This is a genomic window from Pigmentiphaga sp. H8 (assembly GCF_003854895.1).
Classification (GTDB): domain Bacteria; phylum Pseudomonadota; class Gammaproteobacteria; order Burkholderiales; family Burkholderiaceae_B; genus Pigmentiphaga.
This window is the reverse complement of record NZ_CP033966.1, coordinates 783,897-810,063: the sequence shown is the minus strand read 5'-3', so window position 1 is coordinate 810,063 and position 26,167 is coordinate 783,897. Positions and strand designations below refer to the sequence as shown.

The following is a 26,167-nucleotide window of genomic DNA, read 5'->3' as shown; positions in this document are numbered from 1 at the left end:
CGATGAAGCAGACCGACCGGCCTCCCCTGCCTGGCGCGCGCCCCACGACCAGCCGCCCATTGCGCGGGGGGACCAAAGGTCCCCTGCTCTGGGCGGCGGTCTGCGCCACGGTGCTCCTGGCCGCCTGCGGCACCACGCCCAAGGGGCCGTCTGGTTCGCGCGGCGGCGGCTACTACAAGGACGACGGCCCGCCGTCCAATCCGCCCGCCAACCTGGACCTGGTGCCCGACCCGCTGCCGGCCGTGGAACCGCTGGCCAGCGGCGCGAACAAGCCCTACGTGATCTTCGGCAAGCGCTACGTTCCCGACACCTCCATGCAGCCCTACAAGGTGCGCGGCGTCGCGTCGTGGTACGGCCGCAAGTTCCATGGCGCGCGCACGTCGAACGGCGAGATCTACGACATGTACGCGATGACCGCGGCCCATACCACGCTGCCCATCCCCAGCTACGCCCGCGTCACGCGGGTCGGGACGGGCAAGTCGGTGATCGTGCGCGTGAACGACCGCGGCCCGTTCCACAGCGACCGCATCATCGATCTTTCCTACACCGCCGCCTACAAGCTGGGCCTGCTCTCGCAGGGCAGCGGCGAAGTCGAGGTCGAATGGCTGGGCCCGCAGGAAATCGCCAGGATCCGCAACGAGCGCGGCAGCGCTCCCATGCTGGCCGCGGCGCCCGCGCCGGTGGCCGAGGCCGAGGTGGTCGCCATCCCGGTGGCCACGCAGCCACCGGCCAGCCAGGTACGGGAACTGCCGCCGCTGGCGTCCCCCTTGCCGGCAGCAAGCCCCGCGCCCATGGCAGGCGGCGTGCAGGTCCCGCTGGCGGCCACCACGCCGGTGGTGTCGTCACCGCAATCGGGCATCTTCCTGCAAGTGGGCGCCTTCAGCGGCCAGCGCAACGCCGAGGACCTGGCATCCCGGATCCGGACCCAGTTGGGGGACCAGACCGAACCGCTGCGCATCGTGAACACCGATAGCCTGCACCGCGTGCACCTGGGCCCCTACCCCTCGCGCGAAAGCGCGCTGGCGGCCGCGCAGCGCGTGCAGGCCAGGCTGGACATCGCCCCGGTCATCGTCGTGCGCTGACCGGGCGCCACCGCTATTCCAGCTCGCCGCCCTTGGTCTCGGGCAGGAAGAAATACACGATGACCGCGGCCAGCGCGAAGAACCCGGCGGTGGCTCCCAGCGCGCTCGCGACGCCGTGGGTAGCCGAGAAAAAGCCCACCGCGGCCGGCGCCAGCGCGCTGGTGGCCCGGCCGGTGTTGTAGATGAAGCCCTGCGCGGTCGCGCGGATGCTGGTCGGGAACAGCTCGGCGAAGGTAGGCGCGAAACCGCTGTAGAACCCCGTGCCCACGAAGGCGCGCGGTCGCGCGGATGCTGGTCGGGAACAGCTCGGCGAAGGTAGGCGCGAAACCGCTGTAGAACCCCGTGCCCACGAAGGCGACCAGCGGTCCGAACGCCAGCAGCACCAGGCTGGACTCGATCTGCACGTACAGCGGCACGCACACGGCCGAGAGCAGGAAGAACAGGATGAAGGCCATGCGGCGGCCGATCCGGTCGGCGATGTAGCCGAAGCAGATGAAGCCCAGTGCCGCGCCCACCTGCATGATGACGATCCAGGTCGTGGACTTGGTCAGGTCCAGGCCGGCGCCGCCCGCGCTGACGGGCGTGGCCAGATAGGTCGGAATCCACGTGAACAGGCCCCAGTAGCCGCACATGGCCGCGGCGGTGAAGGCCAGGCCGACCACCGTGCTGCGCAGGTGCTGGCCGAACAGCAGCTTCAGGGTGGCGCCGACGCCCAGGCGCTCTTTCTGGCCCGCCCAGATCTCGGGCTCGGACGCATGGCGGCGCACCCAGAATGCGAACAGCGCGGGCACCAGGCCGACCGCGAACACCCAGCGCCAGCCCAGCGTGGGCAGCACCAGCGCCGCGACGATGGCCGCCAGCGCATAGCCGGCGGCGAAGGCGCTCTGCACCCAGGCCATGACCTTGCCGCGGTGCTTGGCCGGCCACGTCTCGGTGACCAGGGCCGCGCCCGCCGACCATTCCCCGCCCACCCCCAGGCCCAGCAGGAAGCGGAAGATCAGCAGTTGCGTGACGTTTTGCGAGAAGCCGCACAAGGCCGTGCCGATGGAATAGCACGCGATGCTGAGCACCAGCGACCGCGTCCGGCCCAGCCGGTCGGCCAGGAAACCGAAGATCAGGCCGCCGAAAGCCGTGGCCAGCAGCGTCATCGAGGCGATGACGCCGGCCGCGCCGCTGTCGAAATTCAATTCGGCACGCATCTGCGTGATCACCATGGCGAACAGCATCAGATCCATGATGTCCAGCATCCAGCCTATGTAGGCCGAGCCGAACGCGCGCCATTGTTCCTTGGTACGCCCTACGTACCATTTTTCCTGGGCCACGCCGGATAGCGAGGTCGCGGAGGATGCCATGCTTCGTCTCCTTGATGTATCGATCAACGATACAAACGTATCGATAAATATTCTATCCGAATATTCACAAGCCATGCATTCATGGTTTACGATAAATGATACGAACGTATTGTTTATCGATACAAACTGGTCCGTTGCCCGGCATGGGGCCGGCCATAGCCTCAGGAGTCATCCATGCGCAGTTTCATCATCAGGCTTTACGAAGACAGCATTCCCGCCGGCCATGCGCCGGTCTACCTGCCGCGCATGCCGCGATCGGTCTACATCGTGCAGGGTGGAATCACGGTGGAATTCCTGGACGGTACCCAGCACCAGCGCCAGGAATCCGCCTGGGTGGGCCAGGACCCGATCGCGCTGGTGGCGGGCGAGGAAGACGCCGTGCTGTGGCGCTGGGAACTGGTTTCGCCCGACGCCCCCGCGGGCACGCTGCGCAGCGCCCCCGGCGCCACGTCCACCCTCAAGCTGCAACAGGAGATCGAGCTGGACGACCAGTTCGACTGGCTGATGCGCTGCGACCGCGTCGACTTCCCGCCCGGCGGCGTGGCGCTGACGCACGTGCACCAGGGACCCGGCATCCGCTGCTGCCTGAAGGGCGAGATCACCATCGAGACCCAGGGCAGGACCACGGTGCATCCGGCTGGCTCGGCATGGTTCGAACTGGGCCACGCCCCGGTCCTGGCCCCGACTACCGAGGCCACGGATACCAGTTTCATCCGCTGCTTCATCCTGCCCCAGGGATGCCGCCAGCGCAGTTCCCTGCGCTACGTCCTGCCGGAAGACGCCGGCAAGCCCAAGCGTCAGCATTATCATGTGTACGGCGAGCGCATGCTGACCCTGCCCTGAGGGGCATCTTCCCGGCCCCTGGCGGGGCGGGCATGCGTCCATCGAGAACCCACCGGCCTTGCCAAGACACGCTTCGATCCATGCATCTCCCCGCCCCGGACCTCCTGCCCCCCGACGCCACCGCCCCCACCGCGGACGACGCCCAGACCGGCCATGCGCTGCCGACCTCGGGCGACGAGGCCACGATCTCGTCGACCTCGGTCATCTCCTTGCGCATCCTGGAATTGATGGCGGCCCAGGGCACCGAATGCGGAGTCACGGAACTGGCCGAGCTGCTCGGGATGCCCAAGGCGCGCGTGCATCGCCACCTGACGGCCCTGCGCCAGCAGGGCTACGTCACGCAGAACAAGCGCACCAGCCGCTACCGCGTGGGCTGGCGCCTGTTCCTGCTGGGACGAAAACTGGTGCAGCAGTTCGACGCCGTGTCGCTGGCCAAACCCATCATGGAAGACCTGCGCAACCGCGTCGAGCAGACCATCGTCATCACCACCTTCGATCCCAACAAGGTCGTCGTGCTGGATGTCGTGCGCGGCCGCAGCGCGCTGGAGATCCTGCTCAGCCCCGGCACACAATTCCCGGGCTTCCATACCCTGGCCCAGGGCAAGGTCGTGCTGGCCTTCGGCCCGCCGTCGCTGCGCGAGGCGGTACTGTCCCAGCCCCTGGCGGCCAGCACGCCCAAGACCATCACCGATCCCGACCGCCTGCGGGCCGAGATCCAGCTCGTCCACCAGCGCGGCTGGGCCGAGGCACCCGAGGAAATCTTCACCGGCATCAACGCCCTGGCGGCGCCGATCTTCCAGGCCGACGGCTCGCTGTTCGGCGCGCTGGCCATCGTCGCCTCGATCCACTACCTGCCGGCGCGGGCCCATCCCGACACCGTGCGGGATCTGATGCAGGCGGCCGCCGCGATCTCCGCCGTCCTGGGCGCGGGCCAGGCGGGCGCGACCGGGCCGGGCTGAAACCGGGACACGCCTGTCCTACCGGCGCCCCGGTACCCGTCCGATTGGGGCATGCTGGGCGCTCCGCGTTCCGGTCGCCGCCATGCCCCTTCCCGTTCCCGTCCCAGCCTGTGGCCAGGCCTTTCCGCTACGCGTCCTTCAGCGCCAGCGCGCGGGCATACAAGGCATCCCGCGGCGCACCCGTGATGCGGGATGCCACCTTGGCGCTGTCGCGCACGCTCAATACCTCCAGCAGCGCCCGCAGCACCTCGTCGGTCCGGGCATCCAGCGCGCCCGCCGCTTCCTCGGGCGCCGCCTCCACGATCAGCACGAACTCGCCCTGCGCCCGCTGGGGGTGGGCAGCCAGCCAGGCCTGGGCCTCGGCCAGCGGCACCGTGGCGATTTCCTCGAAACGCTTGGTCAGCTCGCGCGCCACGGTCAATTGCCGCGCGGCGCCGCAGACCGCCAGCAGGTCGGCCAGGGTCGCCGCCATCCGGTGCGGCGATTCGTACATGACCACCGGCGCGGGCAGCGCGCACCACTGGGCCAGCCAACGCTGACGGGCGGCCGCCTTGGGCGGCGGAAAGCCGGCGAAGACGAACGCCGGGTTCTCATCCGAGGTCGCGCCGCTGGCCATCAGCGCGGCGATCACGGCGCTGGCGCCGGGCACCGGCACCACCGGGTGGCCGGCCGCACGCACCTCGCGCACGATGCGCGAGCCGGGATCGCTGACGCCGGGCGCGCCCGCGTCCGACACCAGCGCCACCCGTTCGCCCGCGGCCAGCCGGCCGACGATGGCCTGGGCCGCCTGCGCCTCGTTGTGCCGGTGGGCCGCCATCAAGGGGGTGGAAATGCCCCAGGCATCCAGCAGGGGCCGGGTCATGCGCGTGTCTTCGGCGGCGATCACGTCGGCCCGCTGCAGGCAGGCCTGGGCGCGCAGGCTCAGGTCGCCCAGGTTGCCGATGGGCGTGGCCACCACGTACAGCGCCGGGGCGGGCCAGTGCTGCGCCGCCACCTTGTCCGCCAGCCGTTCCCAGGCACCCGTGGCGGGCCTGGAGGATTCGATTTCATTGTCCATGGCGCGAGAATACCGCGAGGGCGCCCGTGACGGCGGCCGACACCCAGGCCTATGCACTGGCCCATGCGGCGCAGCGGCGGGCGATACGTCGCAGCCCCCGGCCGGGCCGCAGGCAGGAAGCGGCCTTGCCGCCCCGCCGCTCGCCCGCGCAGCAGGCCGGCGACCGGGCCGAGCGCGAGGCGCTGGCGCACCTGCACGCCGCCGGGCTGGTCCTGGTGGCCCGCAACGTGGCCTGCCGCGCCGGCGAAATCGACCTGGTCATGCGCGAGGGCGCCGTCCTGGTCTTCGTCGAAGTCCGCGCGCGTGCCCGTAACCGCTACGGCGGTGCGGCGGCCAGCGTGGGCCCGGCCAAGCGGCTGCGCCTGGCGCGCACGGCCGCCTATTTCCTGCGCGCCTGCTGGAAGGGACCACCGCCCGCCTGCCGCTTCGATGTCCTGGCCTTCGAGGCCGATGCCCCGCCGCGCTGGATACGGCACGCCTTTTCGCTCGAGGCGCTGCCCGGTTTCCGGTAGCGGGCGGCCTCCCGTCGGCCGGCCAGGGAAACTATCATTGCTCCAACCGCTCCAACGCCATGGCTGTCGCCCCGCAACCGGGGCGTCACGGCCGGTTACAGCGGACACACTTGCCGGCGCGGCCGGCAAGCCGGCCGTTTCCCCTGCATGAGATAATCCCGGCATGGACCTTATCGCCCGCATATCCGCCCATTTCCGCGACGCCGTCGCGCTGTTCGAACACTGCCAGGACACCCTGTCGGCGCCTACCGCGGCGGCCGTGGATGCGCTGGTGTTCAGCCTGTCCAACAACGGCAAGATCCTGGCCTGCGGCAATGGCGGGTCGGCCGCCGATGCCCAGCACTTCGCCGCCGAGCTGGTCGGCCGCTTCGAACGCGAACGGCTGCCGCTGGGCGCCATCGCGCTCAATACCGATACTTCCATCCTGACCGCGGTCGGCAACGACTTCGGCTACGACCGGGTGTTCTCCCAACAGGTCAACGCACTGGGCCAGCCGGGCGACGTGCTGGTGGCCATCTCCACCAGCGGCAACTCGGCCAATGTGATCGAGGCCATCGAAGCGGCCCATTCCCGCGAGCTGCGCGTCATCGCGCTGACTGGCAAGGGCGGCGGCCGGATCGGCCAGATGCTGACGGAAGACGACGTGCACCTGTGCGTGCCGCACGACCGCACCCTGCGCATCCAGGAAGTCCACATATTGCTGCTGCACGCCATGTGCGACGGCATCGACGCTCAACTGCTGGGAGATCTCTGATGTTTCGCAAACCGGCCGCTTCGGTACGCCCCCTGGTCCTGGCCCTCGTGGTCGCAAGCTCGGCATGGGCGGTATCCGCCTGCGCCCCCATCGTCCTGGGCAGCGCCTACGTCGGCACGATGGCCGCCACCGACCGCCGCACCGTGGGCATCCAGGTCGAGGACAAGAACATCGAGCTCAAGGCGTCCAGCCGGCTGTCGGGCCGCTATGGCGACAAGGGCCATATCAACGTCAACGCCTACAACCGCAAGCTCCTGCTGACCGGCGAAGTCCCCGACGAGACCGCCAAGCGCGATGCCGAGGAACAGGCGCGCGGCGTCGAGAACGTCCGCGCCCTCGTGAACGAACTCCAGATCGGCATCCCGACCTCGCTGGCCACCCGCTCGAACGACGTCTTCATCGAAGGCAAGATCAAGGCTTCGCTGGTGGACGCCAAGGATCTCTTCGCCAATTCCTTCCGCATCACGGTCGAGAACGGCGTGGCCTACCTGATGGGCCGCGTCACCGAACGCGAGGGCAAGCGCGGCGCCGAGATCGCCGCCGGCGTGAGCGGCGTCAAGAAGGTGGTCAAGGTGTTCGACTACATCACCGAAGAAGAACTGCAGGACCTGTCCAAGGTGAAGGCCGAGCAGGACCAGTCGACGGCCGCCGGCGGCTCGTCCGCCAGCCGCTGACCGGCGTCCCCGCCCGCGGCGAAGCGGGCGGGCCGCGCATCCCGGCCTATAATGGGCCGCATCGCGGGCGCGGACACACGCCGCCTTGCCCGCCACGCAACGGATCGCTCCCTATGCCGATTTCAGCCCCCTTCAACGCAACCGCCCGCGCCCAGCGCGGCGCCGCCAAGCTGGCCGCCATCCTCGTGGTCGCGCTGCTGGCCGCCGCCGGCGCCTGGTTCGCGCTGGCCCCCGCCGCCAAGGCGCCCGACACCACCTTCACCTCCATCCACGGCGACCAGTTCACCACCGAAAGCCTGCGCGGCAAGGTGGTGCTGGTCAACTTCTGGGCCACCAGCTGCGTGACCTGCGTGAAGGAAATGCCGATGATGGTCGAGACCTACAAGAAGTACGCGCCGCAGGGCTACGAAATGGTCGCGGTGGCCATGAGCTACGACCCGGCCAACTACGTGCTCAATTTCGCGCAGACCCGCGAGCTGCCCTTCAAGGTCGCGCTCGACCCGATGGGCGAGATCGCACGCAGCTTCGAGGACGTCAAGCTCACGCCCACCTCGTTCCTGATCGACAAGCAGGGCCGCATCATCAAGCGCTATCTGGGCGAACCCAACGTGGCCGAGTTCCACGCCACGATCGAGAAGGCGCTGGCCAGCTGACGCCATGAGCGCGCCCTCCCGCATCGTCCGCATCGACCACCGCTCCTGGGACGACGCGCCCGGCCAGGCCGGCGCGTCCACGCCCGTGGCCGAGCTGGAAGAAGGCAAGGTCCTGTATTTCCCCGAATTGCGGTTCGAATTGAGCCAGGCCGAAACCGGCTTGCTCGACCCCGCGCTGGTCGATCCCAAACGCAAGAACATCAGCCTGAACGCCACGACCGGCAAGCTGACCGGCGTAGCCGTGGAAGACGAGCGCCAGGCCGCCATCGGCGCGCTGGTGCGCCGCTATTACGAGACCACGCGCCGCTTCCTGGACCGCCTGCTGCCCGAGTACGCCTCGCACCTGCACGCGCCCACCACCAGCCTGCGCCTGCATCGCATCGGCACCTGGAAGATGTCCTGGCGCAAGGACGACACCCGCCTGCACGTCGATGCCTTCCCTTCACGGCCGGTGGGCGAACAGCGCATCCTGCGCGTCTTCAATAACATCAACCCGCACGGCGACACCCGCCTGTGGCGGGTCGGCGAAGCCTTCGACACGCTGTCGGCGCGCTATCTGCCGCAGATGCCTGCCTACCACCCCGGCGTGGCGTGGCTGCTGCACAAGCTGCACATCACCAAGAGCCGCCGCAGCGCCTACGACCACTTCATGCTGCAATTGCACGACCGCATGAAGGCCGACTCCGGCTACCAGCGCGACGGCCAGCAGGAGAGCATCGAGTTCCCGCCGGGCAGCACCTGGATCTGCTTCTCGGACCAGACCCCGCACGCGGCCATGACGGGCCAGTTCATGCTGGAGCAGACCTACCTGCTGCCGGTGTCGGCCATGGCCCGGCCCGATATGTCGCCCCAGCGCGTGCTGGCGCGGCAGGTCGCCGCGGCGCACTAGCCCCCTTACTTCCCCGCACGGCCCTTCAGGACTGTCCTTCGGCCTGCTGGCGCCGCTGCGCGGCCGCCTCGCGTATGCATTCGATCAGCGCCCGCACCGCGTGCGAGGGCACGGCATCGCTGCGCAGCGTCAGTCCGACCGAGGCCGAGGTGTGCTGCGTGTCGCAGGCCAGCCGGACCAGGCTGCCGGCGCGCAGGTCGTGCTCGACCACGCCCAGCGCGATCATCCAGACCGCGTCGGTATGGGCCACGTAGGACCGGGCGAAGGCATCGGACAGCGTCTCGATCGCCTCGCGTCCCACTCCCACGCCGTGCCGGACCATGTACGAATCGATAGTGTGGCGAATGGCCGTGCCCGGCAGCGGCACCACCATGCCGCAGGCGGCGATCTCCTCGGCCTCCACCCGGCGGGCGGGCGCCAGCGGATGCCCGGGCCGCGCGACCACCACGACCGGCTCCTCGTACAGGTGCTCGTACGACAGGCCCAGCATTTCCGAGGGCTCGGCCACGCGCCCCAGCACCAGATCCAGTTCACCCTGCTTGAGCAGCGCCAGCAGCCCCGCGTTCACGCCCGTATGCACGCTCAGCCGCACCGACGGCCACTGGCGCTTGAACAGGCTGGCCGCCTGCGGCCCGATGGTGGGCGCGACGGTAGGCAAGGTGCCGATCGCGATGACGGCCACGTCGTCCCGCACGACCGAGGACACGCGGTCCAGGCCCTCGCGCAGCGTGCGCAGGCTGCTGCCGGCATAACCCAGCAGCACACGGCCCTTGTCCGTCAGCGACGCGCCGCGCTTGCTGCGGACCACGAGCTGCGCCTGCACCACGTCCTCGAGTTCCGCCAGGGTTTTGGAGATGGCCGGCTGCGAGATGCCCAGCGCATCGGCCGCCTGCCCCATGTGGCGGCACGCGGCGATGGCGACCAGGCATTGGAGATGCCGCAGCTTGATGCGGCCCAGTCCCGTGGATATGCCGTGTTCCTGCATGCTCTCCTCCCGATCAGGTCGAATCATAACCAAAAGGAAATCAACGCTTCTTATTTTTCATTTTTCATAACCAAAATAACTAAATACACTGCGGCAAAACATCAGCATCAGGAGTGAGACCCATGCCCGTTCTTCGACCGGCCCTGCTGGCCGCCGCCATCCTTGCCGCCTCTTCCGTCGCGCACGCGCAGTCCGGCTACCCGGCCAAGCCGGTACGCGTCCTGGTCGGCTCGCCGCCGGGGGCGCCGTCGGACATGGTCGCCCGCATCCTGGCCGAGCGACTGGGCAGCCGCTTCAAGCAGACCTTCGTGGTCGAGAACCGCGCCGGCGCCAACAACGGCCTGGCCGCGCAGCAGGTGGCCAAGGCCGCGGCCGACGGCTACACGCTGCTGGTCACGCCCGACACCGTGGTCACGGTCAACCCCTTCGTCTACAAGAAGATGGATTTCGACCCGCGCACCGACCTCGTACCGGTTTCCCTGGTGGCCAACTTCAACCAGATGATGGTGTGCAATGCCGCGCTCAAGCTCACGTCCATGGAGCAACTGATCGCGCGCGCCCGGCAGACGCCGATGACCTATGCCTCCGGCGGCCAGGGCTCGCCCGGCCACCTCGCGGCCGAACTGGTCCTGAGCAAGGCCGGCGTCGCCATGACCCACGTCCCGTACAAAGGCCCGAGCCCGGCGATGACCGACGTCATGGGTGGGCAGGTCGACTGCGGCTTCCTGGCGACGCCCACGGTGCTGCCCAACGTCCAGGCCGGACGGCTGACCGCGCTGGCCGTCTCCTCGGCCCGGCCCTCGCCCATGGCGCCCACGGTGCCCACCTTGCCGCAGGTCGGCCTGCCCAACATCGACGCCTCGTTCAACCAGTACCTGATGGCCCCCAAGGACACGCCGGCCGCCGTGGTGCAGGCGCTGCAGGAAGCCGTGGCGGCGGCGCTGCAGGAAGCGCCCGTGCGCCAGCGCCTGACCTCGCTCGACCTGACCCCGGTGGGCCAGGTCGGCGCGCAAGCCGCGGAAACCTTGAAGCGCGACACGGCCAAGTGGGCCGAAGTGGTGAAGCGCATCGATATCAAGGAATAGGCTTCCCTCACTACTACACTACGGGGGCAGGCCGCCACGTAGCGGCCGCGCCGACAAGATATCCGCCTTCGGAGACCCCCATGCCCGTATTCACCCATCTGGCCGCCACCGGCATCGTTGCCACGCTTGCCCTGTCTGTCGCCGCGCCCGGCCACGCCCAGGACTATCCCAGCCGCCCCATCCGGGTCATCGTTCCCTACTCGGCCGGCGGCGGCGCGGACAATGCGGCGCGGGTGATCGCGCAGCGGCTGGGCACGGCGCTGCGCACCCAGGTCGTGATCGACAACCGGCCCGGCGCCAGCGGCATGATAGGCGCGCAGGCGGTGGTCCAGGCCGCGCCTGACGGCTATACGGTGCTGTACGACGCCTCCACCTACGCGGTCAACCCCGCGCTGCGCAAGATGCCCTTCGATCCGGACAAGGATCTCGTGCCCGTGTCCCTGGCGATCACGGTGCCCAACATCCTGGTCGTCCATCCCGACGCCCCCTACAAAAGCTTCAAGGAATTCGTGGACTACGCGCGCCAGCATCCGGGCAAGGTCAGCTACGCCTCGTACGGTGCTGGCAGCCCCGCCCATCTGGTGGGCGAGCTGCTGAAGAACCAGGCCGGCATCGACATGCTGCACGTACCCTACAAGGGCGGCGCCCCGGCCCTGGCGGACGTCATGGGCGGACAGGTGAACGCCTACTTCGCCAACGCCGCGTCGGGCCTGTCCTACGTCCAGTCCGGCCGCCTCAAGGCGCTGGCCGTCACCTCCGCCAAGCGCATGGCCGCGCTGCCCGACACGCCCACCATCGCGGAAAACGGCTTCAAGAACTTCGAAGTGCTGGAATGGAACGGCTTCTTCGTGCCCAAGGGCACGCCGGCGGCGGTGGTCGACCGCCTGGCCAGGGAGATCAAGGCGGCCGTGTCGGATCCCGATACGCGCGCCAAGCTGAACAAGCTCGGGCTGGACACCGTGGGCAGCACGCCGGCCGAGTTCGCCACGTTCATCCAGGGGGAGACCCGCCGCTGGAAGGAGCTGGCGACGGCGAACAAGATCACGGTGGAGTAAGAGGAGCTTCCAGTCGCCGAGGCGGACAAGCGCCCGCTGTCGGGCGTTTCATCCCCGCTTTCGCGGGGAACACCTGCGCCTGGCCAGGATCGCGGCCGACCCCGACGGTTCATCCCCGCTCTCGCGGGGAACACAAGCCGGCAGGCGATGGCCTGGACGAGTCCTACGGTTCATCCCCGCTCTCGCGGGGAACACTCCGGCACGGTGAACTGTTGCTCCATCGGGTACGGTTCATCCCCGCTCTCGCGGGGAACACATCCGCACCGGCCCCCCCTACGACGATCCGGCCGGTTCATCCCCGCTCTCGCGGGGAACACTGGACGAGGACGCAGTCGACGACGTGGACGAGCGGTTCATCCCCGCTCTCGCGGGGAACACCGCGTTGTGCCGTCTGCGCGATACCAGCAATACGGTTCATCCCCGCTCCCGCGGGGAACACGTCAAATGCGGGCGGCTGCGGGGCCTTCTTGGCGGTTCATCCCCGCTCCCGCGGGGAACACACGATGGAGCGACCAATGACCCAGGACAACCCCGGTTCATCCCCGCTCCCGCGGGGAACACATCGTCCTGTTTGCCCGCGTCTCCGGCCTTGGCGGTTCATCCCCGCTCCCGCGGGGAACACAAGGCGTTCATGGTCCGCTGCGCCGCCAAGGGCGGTTCATCCCCGCTCCCGCGGGGAACACATCCACTCAAATCCCATGACCTACGCCGATACCGGTTCATCCCCGCTCCCGCGGGGAACACATAGCTGCTGCGCAGATTCGCGTCGTAGATCACGGTTCATCCCCGCTCCCGCGGGGAACACTGGCTGAACGTGACGACGTTGCCCTTCGAGTCCGGTTCATCCCCGCTCCCGCGGGGAACACCTGGATCTTAGGGTTTTTCAGGAGGTCGTGAGCGGTTCATCCCCGCTCCCGCGGGGAACACAAGGAGTTCCTGGCCAAGGCCCACGAAGCGGGCGGTTCATCCCCGCTCCCGCGGGGAACACGGAGTGTTTATGAACGACACCATCACCGCCGCCGGTTCATCCCCGCTCCCGCGGGGAACACGCCGAAGCCGAGAAGCGCATCAACGGGGATACCGGTTCATCCCCGCTCCCGCGGGGAACACGCCACAGCATCGTCCTGGCTGATGTCCTGGAGCGGTTCATCCCCGCTCCCGCGGGGAACACATGGTGGCGCCCACCGTGCCCTTCTCGGACGGCGGTTCATCCCCGCTCCCGCGGGGAACACACCAAACATAACCGATTGTTTTCAAAAGAGAAAATCGGACGCCAAGAATCCACCAACTTTTTTCCAGGAAACCCAACTCGTTAAAAAGCCGAAAAAACAGGCTTCAACTCGTCATGACAACCAGACATTGCAGCTTATTTCTCAGCGGACAGAACTTAGCGGAGCAAGGCCATCGACCTTGTCAGCCACTACTTGGCACGCCGCCACAAGGTCTGTGACGATCCGATCATCGACACTCAGATCTCCTTCATACTCACCGAGATTGCGGATATCGTGACACTTCGAGAGCACTCGCCAGACCGCCGGTCCGAGACCCAATGTGTGGGGTAGCAATTGGAAAACCAGATAGCGATTTGTTGACCGATACCCGTTCCATCGCAGCGCAGCCAGGCAAAGAGCGTGGGCGGCGTTGTAGGCCAGATCGAAACGGCTCTCGATGGACAGGGACGAATTGAGTGCGTCCTTCAGCCTCGCATGACCTGACCTCTTCAAGCCGTCGAATTCCTTGGCGTCCGGCGGCTCCGCCTTGAGCGGCTTGCCTGGGCCGGCCAGGCTCTCAAACGGGGAGGTCATCGGGGCCTCCCAGGATCCAGAGCTTGGGCTGATCCAGCACTCGGGAAAGGAAAGACTCCTGTGCGGTCACCCGCTTCAAGAATTCCGCGCGAGTCAAGATAGTGGGGTTCACTGGCCGCCCCAGTGTGTGGCTTGCCTCTTCCAATGCTTCAAAGACATCTCCGTAGCTCACGTCATCGCTCACAAGCATAAGATCAATGTCGCTTCGCGACGTGTCCATTTTCTTCGCAACAGAACCGTAGACAAACGCCGCGGTGATTCGACGCTCCAGAGGCCGAAGGGCACTGCGCAGAGGTTCTGCCAATCCTATCGTCTTCTGCACGATCGCACACAGCTCCTCAAAAATCGGGGAGTCTGGGTTGGCCTGATAGTGCTTTTGATTGCCAACAGCCTTGACGGTGACCAGACCGCTCTGAGCCAAGGCCGCCAACTCACGCTGAACCGCGCCGGAGCCACTGGCCACGATTCCCATCACCTCGCTGGCATAGAAACTGCGCCAAGGCTGGCCGAACAACAATCCCAACACGCGCTGTTTGGTTCGAGGAAATAGGGCATCGGCCAAGTTAGAGTGCATGGTGAAGCAAAACATACCTATATTGGGAACGAAGTTACCCAATATGGGCATTTAATTCAAGGCATTTTTACAGGTGAATTGGCTACTGCAAGAATTGCACCCTTGCCCAAGATCAGGCATTCACCCGAGTAACCTCCCCCACTCTCGCGGGAACACATCGTTCAGCGTGTAGACGGACACCTCGTCCGCGGTTCATCCCCGCTCTCGCGGGGAACACACTTTGGTCTTACGTGCGCTCATGATAGATACCGGTTCATCCCCGCTCCCGCGGGGAACACGCTGCGGTGCCGCCTCCTACTAGCAGGGCCAGCGGTTCATCCCCGCTCCCGCGGGGAACACGCGCCGCCGACACTTATGTATCGCGCCCACCTCGGTTCATCCCCGCTCCCGCGGGGAACACTTTGGCCAGTTCGATCTGGTCTATGCCCCGGCCGGTTCATCCCCGCTCCCGCGGGGAACACGGAGTCGGCGACAGCTTCCAGGAAGATTTCGACGGTTCATCCCCGCTCCCGCGGGGAACACCCCACGATAGCGGAGGCCTGCGGCGACTGGATCGGTTCATCCCCGCTCCCGCGGGGAACACGTGTACGCGCTCTACCGGCAAGAGCTGTCCGACGGTTCATCCCCGCTCCCGCGGGGAACACGGTCGCCCGCAAGCGCTACCACGTCCAAGACGCCGGTTCATCCCCGCTCCCGCGGGGAACACTCGAGCTACCGGTCGCCATGCTCTCCCTCCGTCGGTTCATCCCCGCTCCCGCGGGGAACACCTATCCCGACGGGAGGTTGCGCGCCGCCGACACGGTTCATCCCCGCTCCCGCGGGGAACACTATCCCGACAGGGAGGTTGCGCGCCGTCGATACGGTTCATCCCCGCTCCCGCGGGGAACACGTGACGATGGGGAAGTCGGTGGCTTGCCAGGACGGTTCATCCCCGCTCCCGCGGGGAACACACCGCAGTTCGAATACGACGCGAATGGGCGACCGGTTCATCCCCGCTCCCGCGGGGAACACTCGTCCGCGTTCTGCGCGATGTTCTTCAACCGCGGTTCATCCCCGCTCCCGCGGGGAACACGCGGGCCGGGCCGGACAGCCGCGCGAGGACCGCGGTTCATCCCCGCTCCCGCGGGGAACACGGCGTTCGCCCAGGTGACGAACGCCGCCGCAAGCGGTTCATCCCCGCTCCCGCGGGGAACACCGCATTGTTCCCGGCGGCATCAACGGGCTGAGCGGTTCATCCCCGCTCCCGCGGGGAACACGAAGCGGACCGCCTAAAGCTCGAGGGGGTTGGCGGTTCATCCCCGCTCCCGCGGGGAACACAACATCCACGCGTCCAACTTCGATGCCGCTGGCGGTTCATCCCCGCTCCCGCGGGGAACACTCGTTGAGCGCCACTTCGCGCTCGGTCGAGGACGGTTCATCCCCGCTCCCGCGGGGAACACACCAAACATAACCGATTGTTTTCAAAGGAAAAAATCGGACGCCGAAAATCTACCAATTTTTTTGTTAAAGAGCCGACCCTTCTGGCGGAAGAAACGCAACCAGCCTCAACCCATCGTAGTCGATCGGTTCCCGGCGGTTCGCCCCAAGCGTCTGGAAGTCATAACCGGACTCGCTGTTGCTGGCCCAGGCCATCACGACGTTGCCGTCTTCATGCCCCGCGTCGAGCTGCTGCCAGATCATCTCCCGCGTTCGCCGCGAGACGTCACCGATATAGACACCGGCTCGGACCTCGAGCAACCAGATGGCCAATCTCCCGCGCAATCTTGGCGGGACGTTCTCGGTGACGACCACGAGAAAGCTCATCAGCGGCTCCGATGCCCGACGTCGCCATCGCTTTCCGGATTCGGAATGGCTGGAGGGACGGATTCAGGAGGAGCCTCGGGTGGCAGGATGCCCCCGGCCGCGAGCACATCTTCGATCAGCGGAATGATCCGTCCGAGCAGTTTGTCCGACCGGAACAAGTCCCGGCAAGCCAGACGCACCTCGCGCTCGGGCGCTTCGGGGGATTTGGCCGCGATGCGAAAGGCGAGCGGTACCACGGTTTCGAATTTGTACAGGTCGGCGATGTCGTAGACGAAGGAGAGCGGCTTTCCCGTATGGATGAAGCCGACCGCCGGCGCGTATCCCGCCGCGAGCACGGCGGCCTCGGTGATGCCATACAGGCAGGATGTGGCGGCGGACAGGCAGCGATTGGGAATGTCCGCGGCATCCCACTGCTGGCGGTCATAGTTGCGGGCCTGCCAGTTCACCTTGAACTGCTGCGCCAGGAGCTTGTAGGTACCACGCACGCGCGCGCCTTCGATGCCGCGCAGTTGCTCGACGCTGCGCCTGGCGGGAGCCGGTTCACCGAATCGGATTTCGTACATCTTGCGTACGACTTTCAGGCGCAGGTCGTCGTCCAGCGCAAGCTTGGCCTGGTAGAGCAGGCGGTCGGCTCGTGCGCCGCCGGGCTGTCCGCTCGAATACAGACGCACGCCGGACTCGCCTACCCAGACCAGCAGCGTCCCCACGGTGGCGGCAAGGTTGACCGCCGCGTGGGAAATACGCGTGCCCGGTTCGAGCATGATGCACGCCACCGAGCCGACCGGAATGTGTTTGCGCACGCCGGTCTTGTCTATGAGGACGAACGCTCCATCCAGCACGTCGATCTGACCGTACTGGACGAAGATCATCGAAATGCGGTCTTTCATGGGCAAAGGCTTGAGGGGCGGAAGCAAGTGATTGCCGGCCATGCTCCCCCCTCACACGTTCAGGCGAACCGTCATAGCGGCCTGCGAACAAGCATCAGGCCGCACCCGAAGGCCTTGGCATGCCCCAGCCCCGATGCCAAGGTAGCTGCGAAGGCATCGGGATCGGTCACACGCAGTCCCCCACGAAAATCCACGGAGCTGAAGCGGATACTGTCCGCCTTGCCGACATGCTGGGTATAGCCGTCCACGGACAGCCCCACCTCGTCGATCAGAAAGCCGTGCTGCCCACCCTGCTGATTGAGCCACGCGGTACATGCGGATCGCACCAGCGAATAGCCCGACGCTCGCTCCGAACCTTCCTCCTTGGCCCGCCGCTTGGCATCCATCACCACATCGTGGCGGCGACTCTTGCCGTCCTCGTGCTTGCGGGTGACCACGGGGTTGGCTCGTAGTTCGAACTCCAGCTCGTCACCGGCTTGCAGCCTGGGAGCATAGGGCCGCGTTTTCACGGACCAGGCGTCGCTGAAAGCCACGGGAGGACGCTTGGAGACCACGTAGAAACGCATGGCCTGTCCCTGGTCCGCCCGGCGGAAGATATGGTCCCGGGCCGAGCCGGCTTCGGAAGGGAAAAAGCGCCACAGCCACTGGTGCTCGGCATAGACCCCCGGGAACAACTGGTGCGTGGCCTCGTTTTCCCGGCCCGGCGTGGGGGTGATGACACTGAAATGCATGTCAGGCCTCCTGGGGCAGCATTGCTACGTGCTGAGTGCGTTCGCCGTACTGCCAGGCGCCCCGATGAATCAAGCGGTCACGCTGGCGAACGGTCAAACTGGATTCGACGCCCGGTGTCATACCATCGCACCAGGTCAGCTTGAAGGGGCGACGGGTCGATCCGTCCGCGGCGTGCGGGTACTCGGACAATGCGGCCAGCACGTCGTCGACATCCATCAGGCAAGGCGCCATGGGAGCCTCGAGCGGGCACGATTTTCGTCCCAGGTAGGGCACGAAAGCTGGAGTCAACAAGGCCTGGCGCAAGGCATCCAGCGGGTAAGGTGCCTCGTCGTCGGCCTGGACGGCGACGCGATACCGGACGCCTTGCACGTGATCGCGCGTGGACAAAATGGTGTTCAACTCCGTTCTGCGAAATGCCAACTCATCCTTGCGAGTGGCATGCCGCATTCCCTTGAGCTGGCTGCGCGAAGCGACCTGTGCGGTATGGTAGTCGCGCAGCATCGGACCGCAGGCATACACGCCGACCGCCATCAGGTAGTGCCGGTGGACAGCCTGGATCTCCTCTTCCTGATCGCGTCGCAGACCCAGTGCCGCGCACAGCAAGCCCGCCAGGGCCGATACCGTGGGAAGATCGTGCGTGCCCCGGTATTCGCCCACGGCCGCTTCTCCCCAGGACGCCATGGCGCCTTGCAGTTGAAAGACCAGGTACGCCATGGCTCAGTCCTGGATGAAATCGATCAGGGCTTGCAGCGAACCCGTGCCCGCATCGGTATCCATCCCCAGACTGGCATCCGAGCAGGCACCGTAGGTCTTGTCGAAATTCGCGCGCTGCTTCTGCAGGGACTCGATGGCCTCGGTCAGCATCGATCGATCGTCGCTACCCTGCACGGGCCGCAGGAAAGCCTGAGAAAGACTGCGTGGCTGCTGAGCGCCCTTCTCCGCCAGCACGTAGGCGGCATAAGCCCGCGAAGCATAGCTGTTCTGCATGCCGGTGGGGCTCACTTTGGCGATGGCCTCCAGCAAGGAAGCCATTGCGCGGTTCGCCAGCGCCTTGTCGCCTTGCAGATTTTCTTGCAGCAGCGTGCGGTTCACGCACACGTACAAATAGAACAGGCCCGCACCGTATCCTCGGTCACCGATGTGACCCGCCCCTGTGTCCGTGCCCAGGTCGTCCACGGCGCTGAAATAATCGTCTTCGACTTCCGCGCGATGAACCGTAAAAGCGTGCGCGACCTGCACGGCCGCATCCACATTGAACTCATTGGCACTGGCAAGCATGCGGCCGAACATGGAAACGTCCACGGCGGTAGCGTCCTTGCTGAGCAGATTGAGTTCGGCGGCCTCGGGGCCTTTACCGCGCTGAACACAACTCGCCGCCAATTGCAGCGCAGCCTGTCGCTCCGCAGGTGAAACGTGCACGATCTCCTTGATCTGCAGCAGTTTCTTCAAGTCCGGTTCCTGCGCGCCTTCGCCGTCGGCTTTCTTCTTCTTTGACTCCGGCTTCTCGACTTCCAGGGAGCCGAAGGCGGCGGCGATCTGGCGGGCCCACTCCAAGGCCTTCTGCGCATCCAGCCCCTGGGCCAGCATGGCGTCATGCACGTCCTTTCCAAGCAGGCGGGTACGCGTTCCCAGGTGTTCTCCCACCGCGGCCTGGAACAGATCGGAGGTACGCCAGGCGCGTTTGAGGCTTTGCGAGGAGACCCGCAACCGCAAGGCGCCCCCCATCAGCGCCGTCTTGGGGCGGCCCGTGTCGTCGCGGTTCAGGTTGGCGGGCGCGTAGTGAGTCAGGATATGCAATTGGATGAAGTCGGACATGGCGTTCCTCTGTACAGCGCAAGTGGGATGAAGCGGATGGGCGAGTGGGCAAGGCTGGCCTAGTTGGGCCAGCGGTAATAGTCGTACGCCCAGGCACGCTTCACTTTGTCGCCCCAGAACACGACATCGCGGGCGAGCAGAACCGGGCATACGAGACCATCGATCAAGGGCAGCATCCGACGCAGCCCCGTGAACAGAGCTTCGTCGTTGTGTGCGTCGAGCAGTCGGCGAAAACGTAACTCGCTGACGGCATTTCGATCAGAGCCCGCCACACGCTCGCTCATGGCCAACGGCAAGGCAAGGCGGCCGACGGGCTGCTTCAGACGCGCCATCAACGCGCAAGCCATGGCCAGGCGATCGGCCCGTTGATTACTGAACGCTCCCGGATGAAGTTCCTCCAACTGGTGGCGCAAGCGATGCACTGCGGGACACATGATGGCATCGAGCACCGAAGAAGCTCGGCGCAACTGCGCTCGCCCCCCTTTGTCGTATTCGTCCAGATAGGCCAGCCAGCGCCGGATGGATTGCCCTTCGGGGCTATCAGAGTTCAGGGTCAAGGGCATCACGCCTCCTGCTCATGCTGGGTTTTGGACTGCCTGTTTGCGGCGGGCTTTGCAGGCTCGACAGGCAGGTTCAGTGTTTTCCTCAGTTTTTCGCCGAACATGGTGGCGCGCAGCAATTTGTTGGCCGCCGCAACGCGGCGCGGGTTGCTGCGGTCGATTGCTCCCGCCCCGACGAACACGTCATCGAACAGAGCAAAATTGGTCTGCTGCAATGTGTTCAGCCACGACTGGCCAAGCCCTTCCAGATCGACGTCGCTCGCCCCCGAACGGATGGCGTGGATCAGCTGTCGGAGCAGTTCATAGAATGCCGCTTCGGTTCGGTTCCAGAACGCAGCGTCCACCGCGCTGTAATCGCCTCGGGCCTCGCCGCTGAACCAGGCCATCTTGACGGCACTGCGCAGGACATAGACGCTATCCCTGGCGCCAGCCAGCCAGCTTTGAAGAGTGAATTGCAAACGCTTGATTTCACTCGGGCCGCAATCCTCAAGGCTGTACACGGGCAATCGCGCTTCGTACCAGCATCGGGCCTTCATCTTGTCGATGTCAAATCCAAAGGCCCACAGGCTGGGGGTGGCTCCCGCCTGCCGTGCCCTGCGGCTGGTTCGGAAGTGGGCCACTACACGGGCCGGGCGTTGAAGAGCCCTTTCGTCGTTCACCCCCACCAGCCAGGGTAGCCAATGGCGATAGCCGAATCCTCCGGGTTGCGGATGCAACGGCAGCCAATCGACCTTGAGCTGATAGTAGGGCGAAAACACATGATCCCAGGGACCCTTGTAGTTGAATCCATAGGGGACCGTAGCGTATTGAGTCAGCAGCCCGGAATGGGCCCTGTGGCAGATGTCGCACGTGCCTTCGACGGTACTGCCGAAGTCCAGCCTGATCCGCCGCGGCATCGCCCAGAAAATATGCATAGGGTGAGTCTGGTCAGGACTCATCTGCCCCTGATCAGGCTGGATCGCCTCGACCGGCGCCAGCCAAGGGAACGTAAAGTGAGGCGAGGTTTTCTTGACGTCTCCGCCGTGCGCATTGCGCTCCGGTGGTTCGATGACATTCACCCACAGATCGTGCCACAGCGACCGGGCCGGTTCGCAGACCAGCAAAGTGGTCAATGGCCCGCCCCCTCGCAGGCCCGTAAAGTGTCCGGCCCCTCCCGAGGGGGCGTTAATCTGCAAAGTCAACAACGCAGTTATTGCGCAATGCGGGCAAAGGCACTCGATTCGGCCCCGTTTGACGAAATGGTCGCTGTTGTTCTTGATCGTGTTCTCACCGGGAGAGTCGATCAACAGCCCCGAAATTCCGAAATCGGCCTTAGCCGTCAGCGCATGGTCCTGCATGAAACGCGCGCCGTCACCGTCGTAAGTGAAATGGGCAACGCTGCCTTCCCACCAGGATTGCAACGTGCCGGTATCGGGGGGTGAGGCAAACCAGCGCTCCCAGTCGCGGGCGTTGTTCAGGGGAGCATGCGTGAACAACAGGCCGATGGCGAATTGGGCCAGGGCACCGTTGAAATCCGCGCGATCCGCGTCGAAGGCGATCAGATCCGGAGCAGCCAGCTCGCTGGGGGCGATCCAGCGGCGCTTCCCTGAACGGTCGCGTACGGGCATCCATGCATCGGTTAGCAGTGACACTATCCCCCCCGATTTCAAATTATTTATGTCGATAATGAATCACAAAATAGGTAGATATGCATGCGTCATTCGCAATACCATGCATCGGCCAATGCAATGGTGGGGCAAGGGCAGGGCCACCTACCCTCGCTCGTTCTCTCCAGACGGGCGAGCAAGCAACCCGAACCTCCCGTCATAAATCCACTCCCGAGTCATCTGCTTGCCAACATCACCCGTCTTCCCCATAGCGCTCCCCACCCAATCGCCCCCCACCCGCTCCAAAACCAGCAACACCGACCACTTCCCCTGATCCGGCAACGTCAACCGGGCGGCCTCCCAAGCCTGCAAGCGCTGCGGGTCTTCCGGCGGAACGGCTTCCGCGACCAACCGTTCCGGCACCCGTACCGTGCTGTAGGACCAGGCATGCCGGAGCTGCTCGTGAGCACTCCATGGCACCACGCGATCACCCTCCCACCGGCACAGCACCACGTTTGCACTGGGCTCGCCCAGGCGCGTGGGGGTCTGCGCATCCGACCACCAGTGCTCTCCTCGCCAGACGTACCCGACATCCAGCTTGATGGTGTTTCGATGCGCGTGGGAGGCCTCGCTGCTCTCCGCGCCGATCGCCTCATTGGCCGTGAACTGCAGACCAGCCGGCATTTCCACGTCCTCCGCGAACACGCCTTCGATCAACCGCCGCGCATCGGCAGGCATGCTCAGTTGGCCGTCCTGCATGAAGCGGGCCGTCCACCACAACTGGCCATGATGGCGGTAGACCTTCACCGACTTGGGGAAGGCATCCTTGAACCAGGTCGAACCGGGCTCCTGCGTCCAGACGGGCCCCAGCACCCACAGGCACGGCTGATCGCGGCCATCGGGTTCAGCGGAGTCGGCCAGGCGATTACCCCATGCGTCGCGCCGATGGCGCTGCAGGCGACCCGCCCGCTGGATGAGACGATCGATGGGCGCCAGATCGCTGATCATCCAGTCCCAGTCGGCATCAAGTGATTGTTCGGCGACCTGTGTCGCGATGACCAGCCGTCCGCGGCGCTGTTCCGCGGTGCTGTGCGCGCCAAAGTGATCCAGGACGCGTGCCTCCATGTCCAATCGATCGCGCAAGGTGAAGCGCGCATGAAAGAGCATGAGATGCTCTGCGTCCAGCTCATCGGCGAACAGCGCATGGGCGGCCATGGCATCCGCGACCGTGTTGCGCACCCAGCAAACACAGCGCCCCGCCGCCAGCGCGCGGCGGATGCCGGCAACCACCTCGTCCTGGTCCGATACGTAGCGTATCTTCACCGTCCGACGGACGTCCGCCCGCGTTTCCACGCAACGGGTCGCCACCTGCCGCGGCTGGTCGGCGCGCCAGCTCGTGATCAGGGGATAGTCCGCCTCGACAGGCAACTCGGGGGGGGCGTGACGGCAGCCCGCGGCGAACGCCGCCAGCAAGGCGCGCTTCATGCGCTCGGGCAACGTGGCCGAAAGCAGGATCGCGCTGCCTCCCGCCGACGCATGCGCGCGGAGCAGGACCTCCAACACGCCCTGCATGTAGGCATCGCAAGCATGAACCTCGTCGATGATGAGCACCTTGCGGAACAGGCCCAACAGCCGCAAGGACTGATGCTTGCCCTGCAGCACCGCCATCAAGGCCTGATCGATGGTGCCCACGCCAGCCGGTGCCAGCAGCGCGCGCTTGTTGTGGTCGGCCAGCCAGGCAGTGCAACGGGCCGAGGCCGTTTCGTCCCCTTGCGCCTGATCGTGCTCGGCGGGCCCGGGGCTCAGGACCGAGGCGGCAAAGGCCTCCACCAGTTCGCGCTGGCCGTTCGCCAGCACCAGACTGGCCAGGCCCTCGAACAGCCGGACATAGAAATGACTCAAGCGGCCGTACATGGCGTTGGCCGTGGCCATGGTGGGCAGGCCGATGAAGAAACCGTCTGCCGCCCCGGCGCTCATCAGCCGGTGGGTCAGCATCATGGCGGCCTCGGTCTTGCCCGCGCCGGTGACGTCTTCCAACAGGTGAATCTGCGGACCGTCGTGCAAGGAAACCTGGTTCGCCCAGGCTTGCAGTGGAGACGGTTGCGTCAACGCCGGGAACAACTCGACGAAGGTGACACGCTGGCGGGCTTCGACAGGCAGAACACCGATAGCTTCACAAGCGTCGGCAGCGAGCTTCTGCGCCTGCGTCCAATACTCCGCAAGCGAAACCTCATCGTCCCGATACGGAAAATAATCCTGGTTGGAGCCGACCCAATCCGCAAGTACCGCCACCCCGGCTATCCACCAGGAGAGCTCACGGCTGGCGTCCTCGAACGCGTCGACATCGACAAAACAAGGGGCTTCCCAATCCATGTCCGCGAGAAACAATTCGCGCATGTGATCGACGAATTGCCGAATGGCCCGATGATCGTCCGGACTCACGAAGTGGGGCCAGGGGTTCTCCACGCTCTCGGAAGGGGGCTGGCCATGATGGCCAGTCACTGCGCGCACCCAATGATCGATCGCGCGCATCAGCGAGACGCTGTCGGGACCGAACCAGCCCAGGCCGATCGCTTCGCCCTCCAGCACCGACGACCAGTAGACCAGCCCGAGCGTATCGTGCCGGATCGAATAGCCATGGCGGCTTTCCCGACCCTGCAGCTTCAGCAGGATATCGCTCCGCTGGCCCTGAAAAGTCGTGGCGAACTTGCCCAGATCGTGCAGAACGAGCCAGAAAGCGACCCATCCTTCCAACTGCTCGGCGGTCATGCCCAGGCGGGCACAAAGCATGCGGCGAAGCGACGAAGCGCGCCGGAGATAAGCGGCGCCACAAGCGGCCACGTCCAGGCAGTGGTATGGCAACAGATGCCAACCGACCGAACCGTTCTTCGACGGCTTCGCTTTCCCCCAGTAGTTCAGCGACAGATCAGCCATGACTACACGATGCGGATGAAGACTCCGTTTTTCGTTACGCCATCAAAGGGCCACGTGACGGCTGCGAGGGCACGACGGTTCACTGATGGCTTTTCATCAAGATAACATTTTGATAAAAACGGATACAAATCGGGTTATCCCGGCAGGAGCAAGCCAGCCATACCGACGGATTAGCGACCGCAAGATGGCTTATCGCCGTCTTGGGATTGCGGGGTAGAACGTGCGAACAGAACAGAGTGTCCCGCCTCGTCTTGGACTCTGGACACCATCCTTGCTATTCATCCAGTGCGGAATGCACGCCACACGCGCCGTCACCAGATGATTCCCAAGCCTGCGACTTCGCAAAGGATCGCCCAGGCGGCGAACGGGATATTCGATTGGCCACCGGTCCAACGGCGAACGGTGCGGCTGTCGGATAGGCCGACCAGTTGGGCAGCCTCGCCGCCAGTCAATCCTGCCAGTTGGATCACGGCCCGAACCTCGGCGGGCGTAGGCTGTTCCCAGCCGGCGCCATACTTGCGCAGGGTTTCAGGACGAATCTCAGCTGGCTCTTGGCCGTATTGAGCGGGGGTTTCCATGATGGCTTCGAAAGCCCGGTGTCCCGGGCCGATGGAGGCTACAGCAAGCCGGCTTCGTTATTTGTCCAGGACTGCGCGCTTACGCAGAGAACTTTCTTCTCAATACCCTACTTCTTTTTGATGGCGCACAGCCAAAATGGAAGCGGTTTCGCCATGCAATCGATATAGGACAACATAGCCGCTATCCCCGAAATCGATAAGCCATTCACGAAACTCCGCGTCCATGTCTTCGATCGGACGACCGACGCGCGGCTGCTTGGCAAGCATCCTCACCCCGACGCGGATTGCTTGTACGGCACGTCGCGCGGCGCTTATATCCTTCTGCGCGAGAAAGCGATAGAGGTTCTGCACATCGTCCAGTGCCAGTGGCGTCCATATCACTCGTGGCACTTAGGTGGCTCCGCATCCTCGCCCGCTTCGAGCTTCGCCAGCCAGGCATCCGCTTCTTCAAGCGTCACGTGCAATCCGTTGGCCTGATAGTCATTCCATGCACGCATCGCATCCTGCTTGAACGCCTCGCGCTTTTCTTCGCGCTCCACGTATTGCGTGATTGCTTCGCGCATGATCCAGTGGGCCGAACGGTCCCGCTGATCTGCAAGGCGATGTATGCGAGCTTTCAAGTCGTCATTGAGCTTGATGGTCGTAGCCATGATGGAATGTATATTCGAAGGTAATACCAATGAATACTATAGTCCTTGTGCGAGTGTCCGTCTATGACGGGTGGCAGTGGCTTATGACTCACGCACAGAAAGGGCCACGGACAAGACCCTCGCCATATGGATCGGCTCATCCCCGCTTACGCGGGGAACACGGCCGGTACGTCTGCATCAGACTATGGATGTGCGGTTCATCCCCGCTCGCGCGGGGAACCCGAGATCCGCGCGCCTGAGTCGATCGCCGCAAACGGTTCATCCCCGCTCTCGCAGGGAACCCCTCGGTATGGATGGTCTCGCGCGCCACTGTCGCGGTTCGTCCCCGCTCTCGCCGGGAACC

Annotated in this window: 26 protein-coding genes, 1 pseudogene and 2 CRISPR repeat arrays; of the genes and pseudogenes, 10 read left to right on the top strand and 17 right to left on the bottom strand. The window is 65.5% G+C overall.

Features of this window, described 5'->3' with window-relative positions:
- The first annotated feature begins 2 nt into the window (after nt 1–2).
- The gene (locus EGT29_RS03960; protein ID WP_124687796.1) at nt 3–1,082 is read left to right on the top strand and encodes a septal ring lytic transglycosylase RlpA family protein; all 1,080 of its coding nucleotides are present in this window, start codon (nt 3–5) and stop codon (nt 1,080–1,082) included.
- A 13-nt stretch (nt 1,083–1,095) separates the two neighbouring features.
- On the opposite strand, the gene EGT29_RS28915 is transcribed toward EGT29_RS03960, so the two are convergent.
- A complete protein-coding gene (locus tag EGT29_RS28915; RefSeq protein ID WP_370283017.1) occupies nt 1,096–1,350 on the bottom strand; it encodes an MFS transporter in 255 nt (84 codons plus the stop codon).
- Between the two features lie 70 nt (nt 1,351–1,420).
- Nucleotides 1,421–2,281 (bottom strand): annotated as a pseudogene (locus tag EGT29_RS28910) (MFS transporter); the annotation flags it as partial.
- 327 nt (nt 2,282–2,608) lie between these two features.
- On the opposite strand from EGT29_RS28910, the gene EGT29_RS28420 reads away from it, so the two are divergent.
- Nucleotides 2,609–3,277, top strand: a complete 669-nt coding sequence (locus EGT29_RS28420; RefSeq protein WP_161567691.1) for a hypothetical protein — start codon at nt 2,609–2,611, stop codon at nt 3,275–3,277.
- Between the two features lie 80 nt (nt 3,278–3,357).
- The gene (locus EGT29_RS28415) at nt 3,358–4,236 is read left to right on the top strand and encodes an IclR family transcriptional regulator (protein ID WP_161567690.1); all 879 of its coding nucleotides are present in this window, start codon (nt 3,358–3,360) and stop codon (nt 4,234–4,236) included.
- Nucleotides 4,237–4,363: 127 nt separating this feature from the next.
- Here EGT29_RS28415 and rsmI read toward each other — a convergent pair whose 3' ends face one another.
- Nucleotides 4,364–5,293, bottom strand: coding sequence for a 16S rRNA (cytidine(1402)-2'-O)-methyltransferase (rsmI, locus tag EGT29_RS03945; protein WP_124687794.1), 930 nt, complete (start codon nt 5,291–5,293; stop codon nt 4,364–4,366).
- A gap of 26 nt (nt 5,294–5,319) precedes the next feature.
- Here rsmI and EGT29_RS03940 point away from each other — a divergent pair, with 26 nt between their 5' ends.
- The 5 genes from EGT29_RS03940 (at nt 5,320) to EGT29_RS03920 (ending at nt 8,775) form a co-directional block, all read left to right on the top strand.
- Nucleotides 5,320–5,805 (top strand): YraN family protein, encoded by a 486-nt coding sequence (locus EGT29_RS03940; protein WP_124687793.1) that lies wholly within the window; start codon nt 5,320–5,322, stop codon nt 5,803–5,805.
- Between the two features lie 163 nt (nt 5,806–5,968).
- Complete coding sequence (locus EGT29_RS03935) at nt 5,969–6,559, top strand: phosphoheptose isomerase (protein WP_124687792.1); 591 nt, start codon at nt 5,969–5,971, stop codon at nt 6,557–6,559.
- On the top strand, nt 6,559–7,233 hold the full coding sequence (locus EGT29_RS03930; protein WP_124687791.1) for a BON domain-containing protein: 675 nt from the start codon (nt 6,559–6,561) through the stop codon (nt 7,231–7,233). The genes EGT29_RS03935 and EGT29_RS03930 overlap by 1 nt, the downstream gene beginning before the upstream one ends.
- Before the next feature lie 113 nt (nt 7,234–7,346).
- Nucleotides 7,347–7,886: a TlpA disulfide reductase family protein gene (locus EGT29_RS03925; protein WP_124687790.1), complete on the top strand. Its 540-nt coding sequence runs from the start codon at nt 7,347–7,349 to the stop codon at nt 7,884–7,886.
- A 4-nt stretch (nt 7,887–7,890) separates the two neighbouring features.
- Entirely contained in the window at nt 7,891–8,775 is an 885-nt protein-coding gene (locus tag EGT29_RS03920; RefSeq protein ID WP_124687789.1) for a Kdo hydroxylase family protein, read from the top strand.
- Nucleotides 8,776–8,800: 25 nt separating this feature from the next.
- Here EGT29_RS03920 and pcaQ read toward each other — a convergent pair whose 3' ends face one another.
- Nucleotides 8,801–9,760, bottom strand: coding sequence for a pca operon transcription factor PcaQ (gene pcaQ / locus EGT29_RS03915; RefSeq protein WP_161567689.1), 960 nt, complete (start codon nt 9,758–9,760; stop codon nt 8,801–8,803).
- Between the two features lie 122 nt (nt 9,761–9,882).
- Between pcaQ and EGT29_RS03910 the strand changes: the two genes are divergently transcribed.
- Nucleotides 9,883–10,845, top strand: coding sequence for a tripartite tricarboxylate transporter substrate binding protein (locus tag EGT29_RS03910; protein WP_124687787.1), 963 nt, complete (start codon nt 9,883–9,885; stop codon nt 10,843–10,845).
- Nucleotides 10,846–10,925: 80 nt separating this feature from the next.
- Nucleotides 10,926–11,900 (top strand): tripartite tricarboxylate transporter substrate binding protein, encoded by a 975-nt coding sequence (locus EGT29_RS03905; RefSeq protein ID WP_124687786.1) that lies wholly within the window; start codon nt 10,926–10,928, stop codon nt 11,898–11,900.
- Nucleotides 11,901–11,944: 44 nt separating this feature from the next.
- Nucleotides 11,945–13,132: a CRISPR direct-repeat array (repeat unit 29 nt; unit sequence CGGTTCATCCCCGCTCCCGCGGGGAACAC).
- Nucleotides 13,133–13,273: 141 nt separating this feature from the next.
- Here EGT29_RS03905 and EGT29_RS03900 read toward each other — a convergent pair.
- The 13 genes from EGT29_RS03900 to EGT29_RS03840 all read right to left on the bottom strand — a co-directional run bounded on the left by EGT29_RS03900 (nt 13,274) and on the right by EGT29_RS03840 (nt 25,824).
- Entirely contained in the window at nt 13,274–13,705 is a 432-nt protein-coding gene (locus EGT29_RS03900) for a hypothetical protein (protein WP_124687785.1), read from the bottom strand.
- Nucleotides 13,689–14,267, bottom strand: coding sequence for a nucleotidyltransferase domain-containing protein (locus EGT29_RS03895; RefSeq protein WP_238160281.1), 579 nt, complete (start codon nt 14,265–14,267; stop codon nt 13,689–13,691). Before EGT29_RS03895 ends, EGT29_RS03900 begins: the two co-directional genes overlap by 17 nt.
- Before the next feature lie 200 nt (nt 14,268–14,467).
- A CRISPR array of direct repeats spans nt 14,468–15,718; the repeat unit is 29 nt; unit sequence CGGTTCATCCCCGCTCCCGCGGGGAACAC.
- A gap of 64 nt (nt 15,719–15,782) precedes the next feature.
- Nucleotides 15,783–16,082 carry a type I-E CRISPR-associated endoribonuclease Cas2e gene (gene cas2e / locus EGT29_RS03890; protein WP_124687783.1) on the bottom strand — a complete coding sequence of 100 codons (300 nt, stop codon included), beginning with the start codon at nt 16,080–16,082 and terminating at the stop codon, nt 15,783–15,785.
- Nucleotides 16,082–16,969: a type I-E CRISPR-associated endonuclease Cas1e gene (cas1e, locus tag EGT29_RS03885; RefSeq protein WP_124687782.1), complete on the bottom strand. Its 888-nt coding sequence runs from the start codon at nt 16,967–16,969 to the stop codon at nt 16,082–16,084. Before cas1e ends, cas2e begins: the two co-directional genes overlap by 1 nt.
- 71 nt (nt 16,970–17,040) lie before the next feature.
- The gene (gene cas6e, locus EGT29_RS03880) at nt 17,041–17,700 is read right to left on the bottom strand and encodes a type I-E CRISPR-associated protein Cas6/Cse3/CasE (protein WP_124687781.1); all 660 of its coding nucleotides are present in this window, start codon (nt 17,698–17,700) and stop codon (nt 17,041–17,043) included.
- A 1-nt stretch (nt 17,701) separates the two neighbouring features.
- A complete protein-coding gene (cas5e, locus tag EGT29_RS03875) occupies nt 17,702–18,415 on the bottom strand; it encodes a type I-E CRISPR-associated protein Cas5/CasD (protein ID WP_124687780.1) in 714 nt (237 codons plus the stop codon).
- 3 nt (nt 18,416–18,418) lie between these two features.
- Nucleotides 18,419–19,516 carry a type I-E CRISPR-associated protein Cas7/Cse4/CasC gene (gene cas7e / locus EGT29_RS03870; RefSeq protein ID WP_124687779.1) on the bottom strand — a complete coding sequence of 366 codons (1,098 nt, stop codon included), beginning with the start codon at nt 19,514–19,516 and terminating at the stop codon, nt 18,419–18,421.
- A 59-nt stretch (nt 19,517–19,575) separates the two neighbouring features.
- Entirely contained in the window at nt 19,576–20,079 is a 504-nt protein-coding gene (casB, locus tag EGT29_RS03865; RefSeq protein WP_087836805.1) for a type I-E CRISPR-associated protein Cse2/CasB, read from the bottom strand.
- On the bottom strand, nt 20,079–21,707 hold the full coding sequence (gene casA / locus EGT29_RS03860; RefSeq protein WP_255465719.1) for a type I-E CRISPR-associated protein Cse1/CasA: 1,629 nt from the start codon (nt 21,705–21,707) through the stop codon (nt 20,079–20,081). The genes casB and casA overlap by 1 nt, the downstream gene beginning before the upstream one ends.
- Nucleotides 21,708–21,827: 120 nt before the next feature.
- Entirely contained in the window at nt 21,828–24,596 is a 2,769-nt protein-coding gene (cas3, locus tag EGT29_RS03855) for a CRISPR-associated helicase Cas3' (RefSeq protein WP_124687777.1), read from the bottom strand.
- Nucleotides 24,597–24,907: 311 nt separating this feature from the next.
- A complete protein-coding gene (locus tag EGT29_RS03850) occupies nt 24,908–25,174 on the bottom strand; it encodes a transcriptional regulator (RefSeq protein ID WP_238160280.1) in 267 nt (88 codons plus the stop codon).
- A 99-nt stretch (nt 25,175–25,273) separates the two neighbouring features.
- On the bottom strand, nt 25,274–25,564 hold the full coding sequence (locus EGT29_RS03845; protein ID WP_124687776.1) for a type II toxin-antitoxin system RelE/ParE family toxin: 291 nt from the start codon (nt 25,562–25,564) through the stop codon (nt 25,274–25,276).
- Nucleotides 25,552–25,824 (bottom strand): CopG family ribbon-helix-helix protein, encoded by a 273-nt coding sequence (locus EGT29_RS03840; protein WP_124687775.1) that lies wholly within the window; start codon nt 25,822–25,824, stop codon nt 25,552–25,554. The genes EGT29_RS03845 and EGT29_RS03840 overlap by 13 nt, the downstream gene beginning before the upstream one ends.
- Between the last annotated feature and the right edge of the window lie 343 nt (nt 25,825–26,167).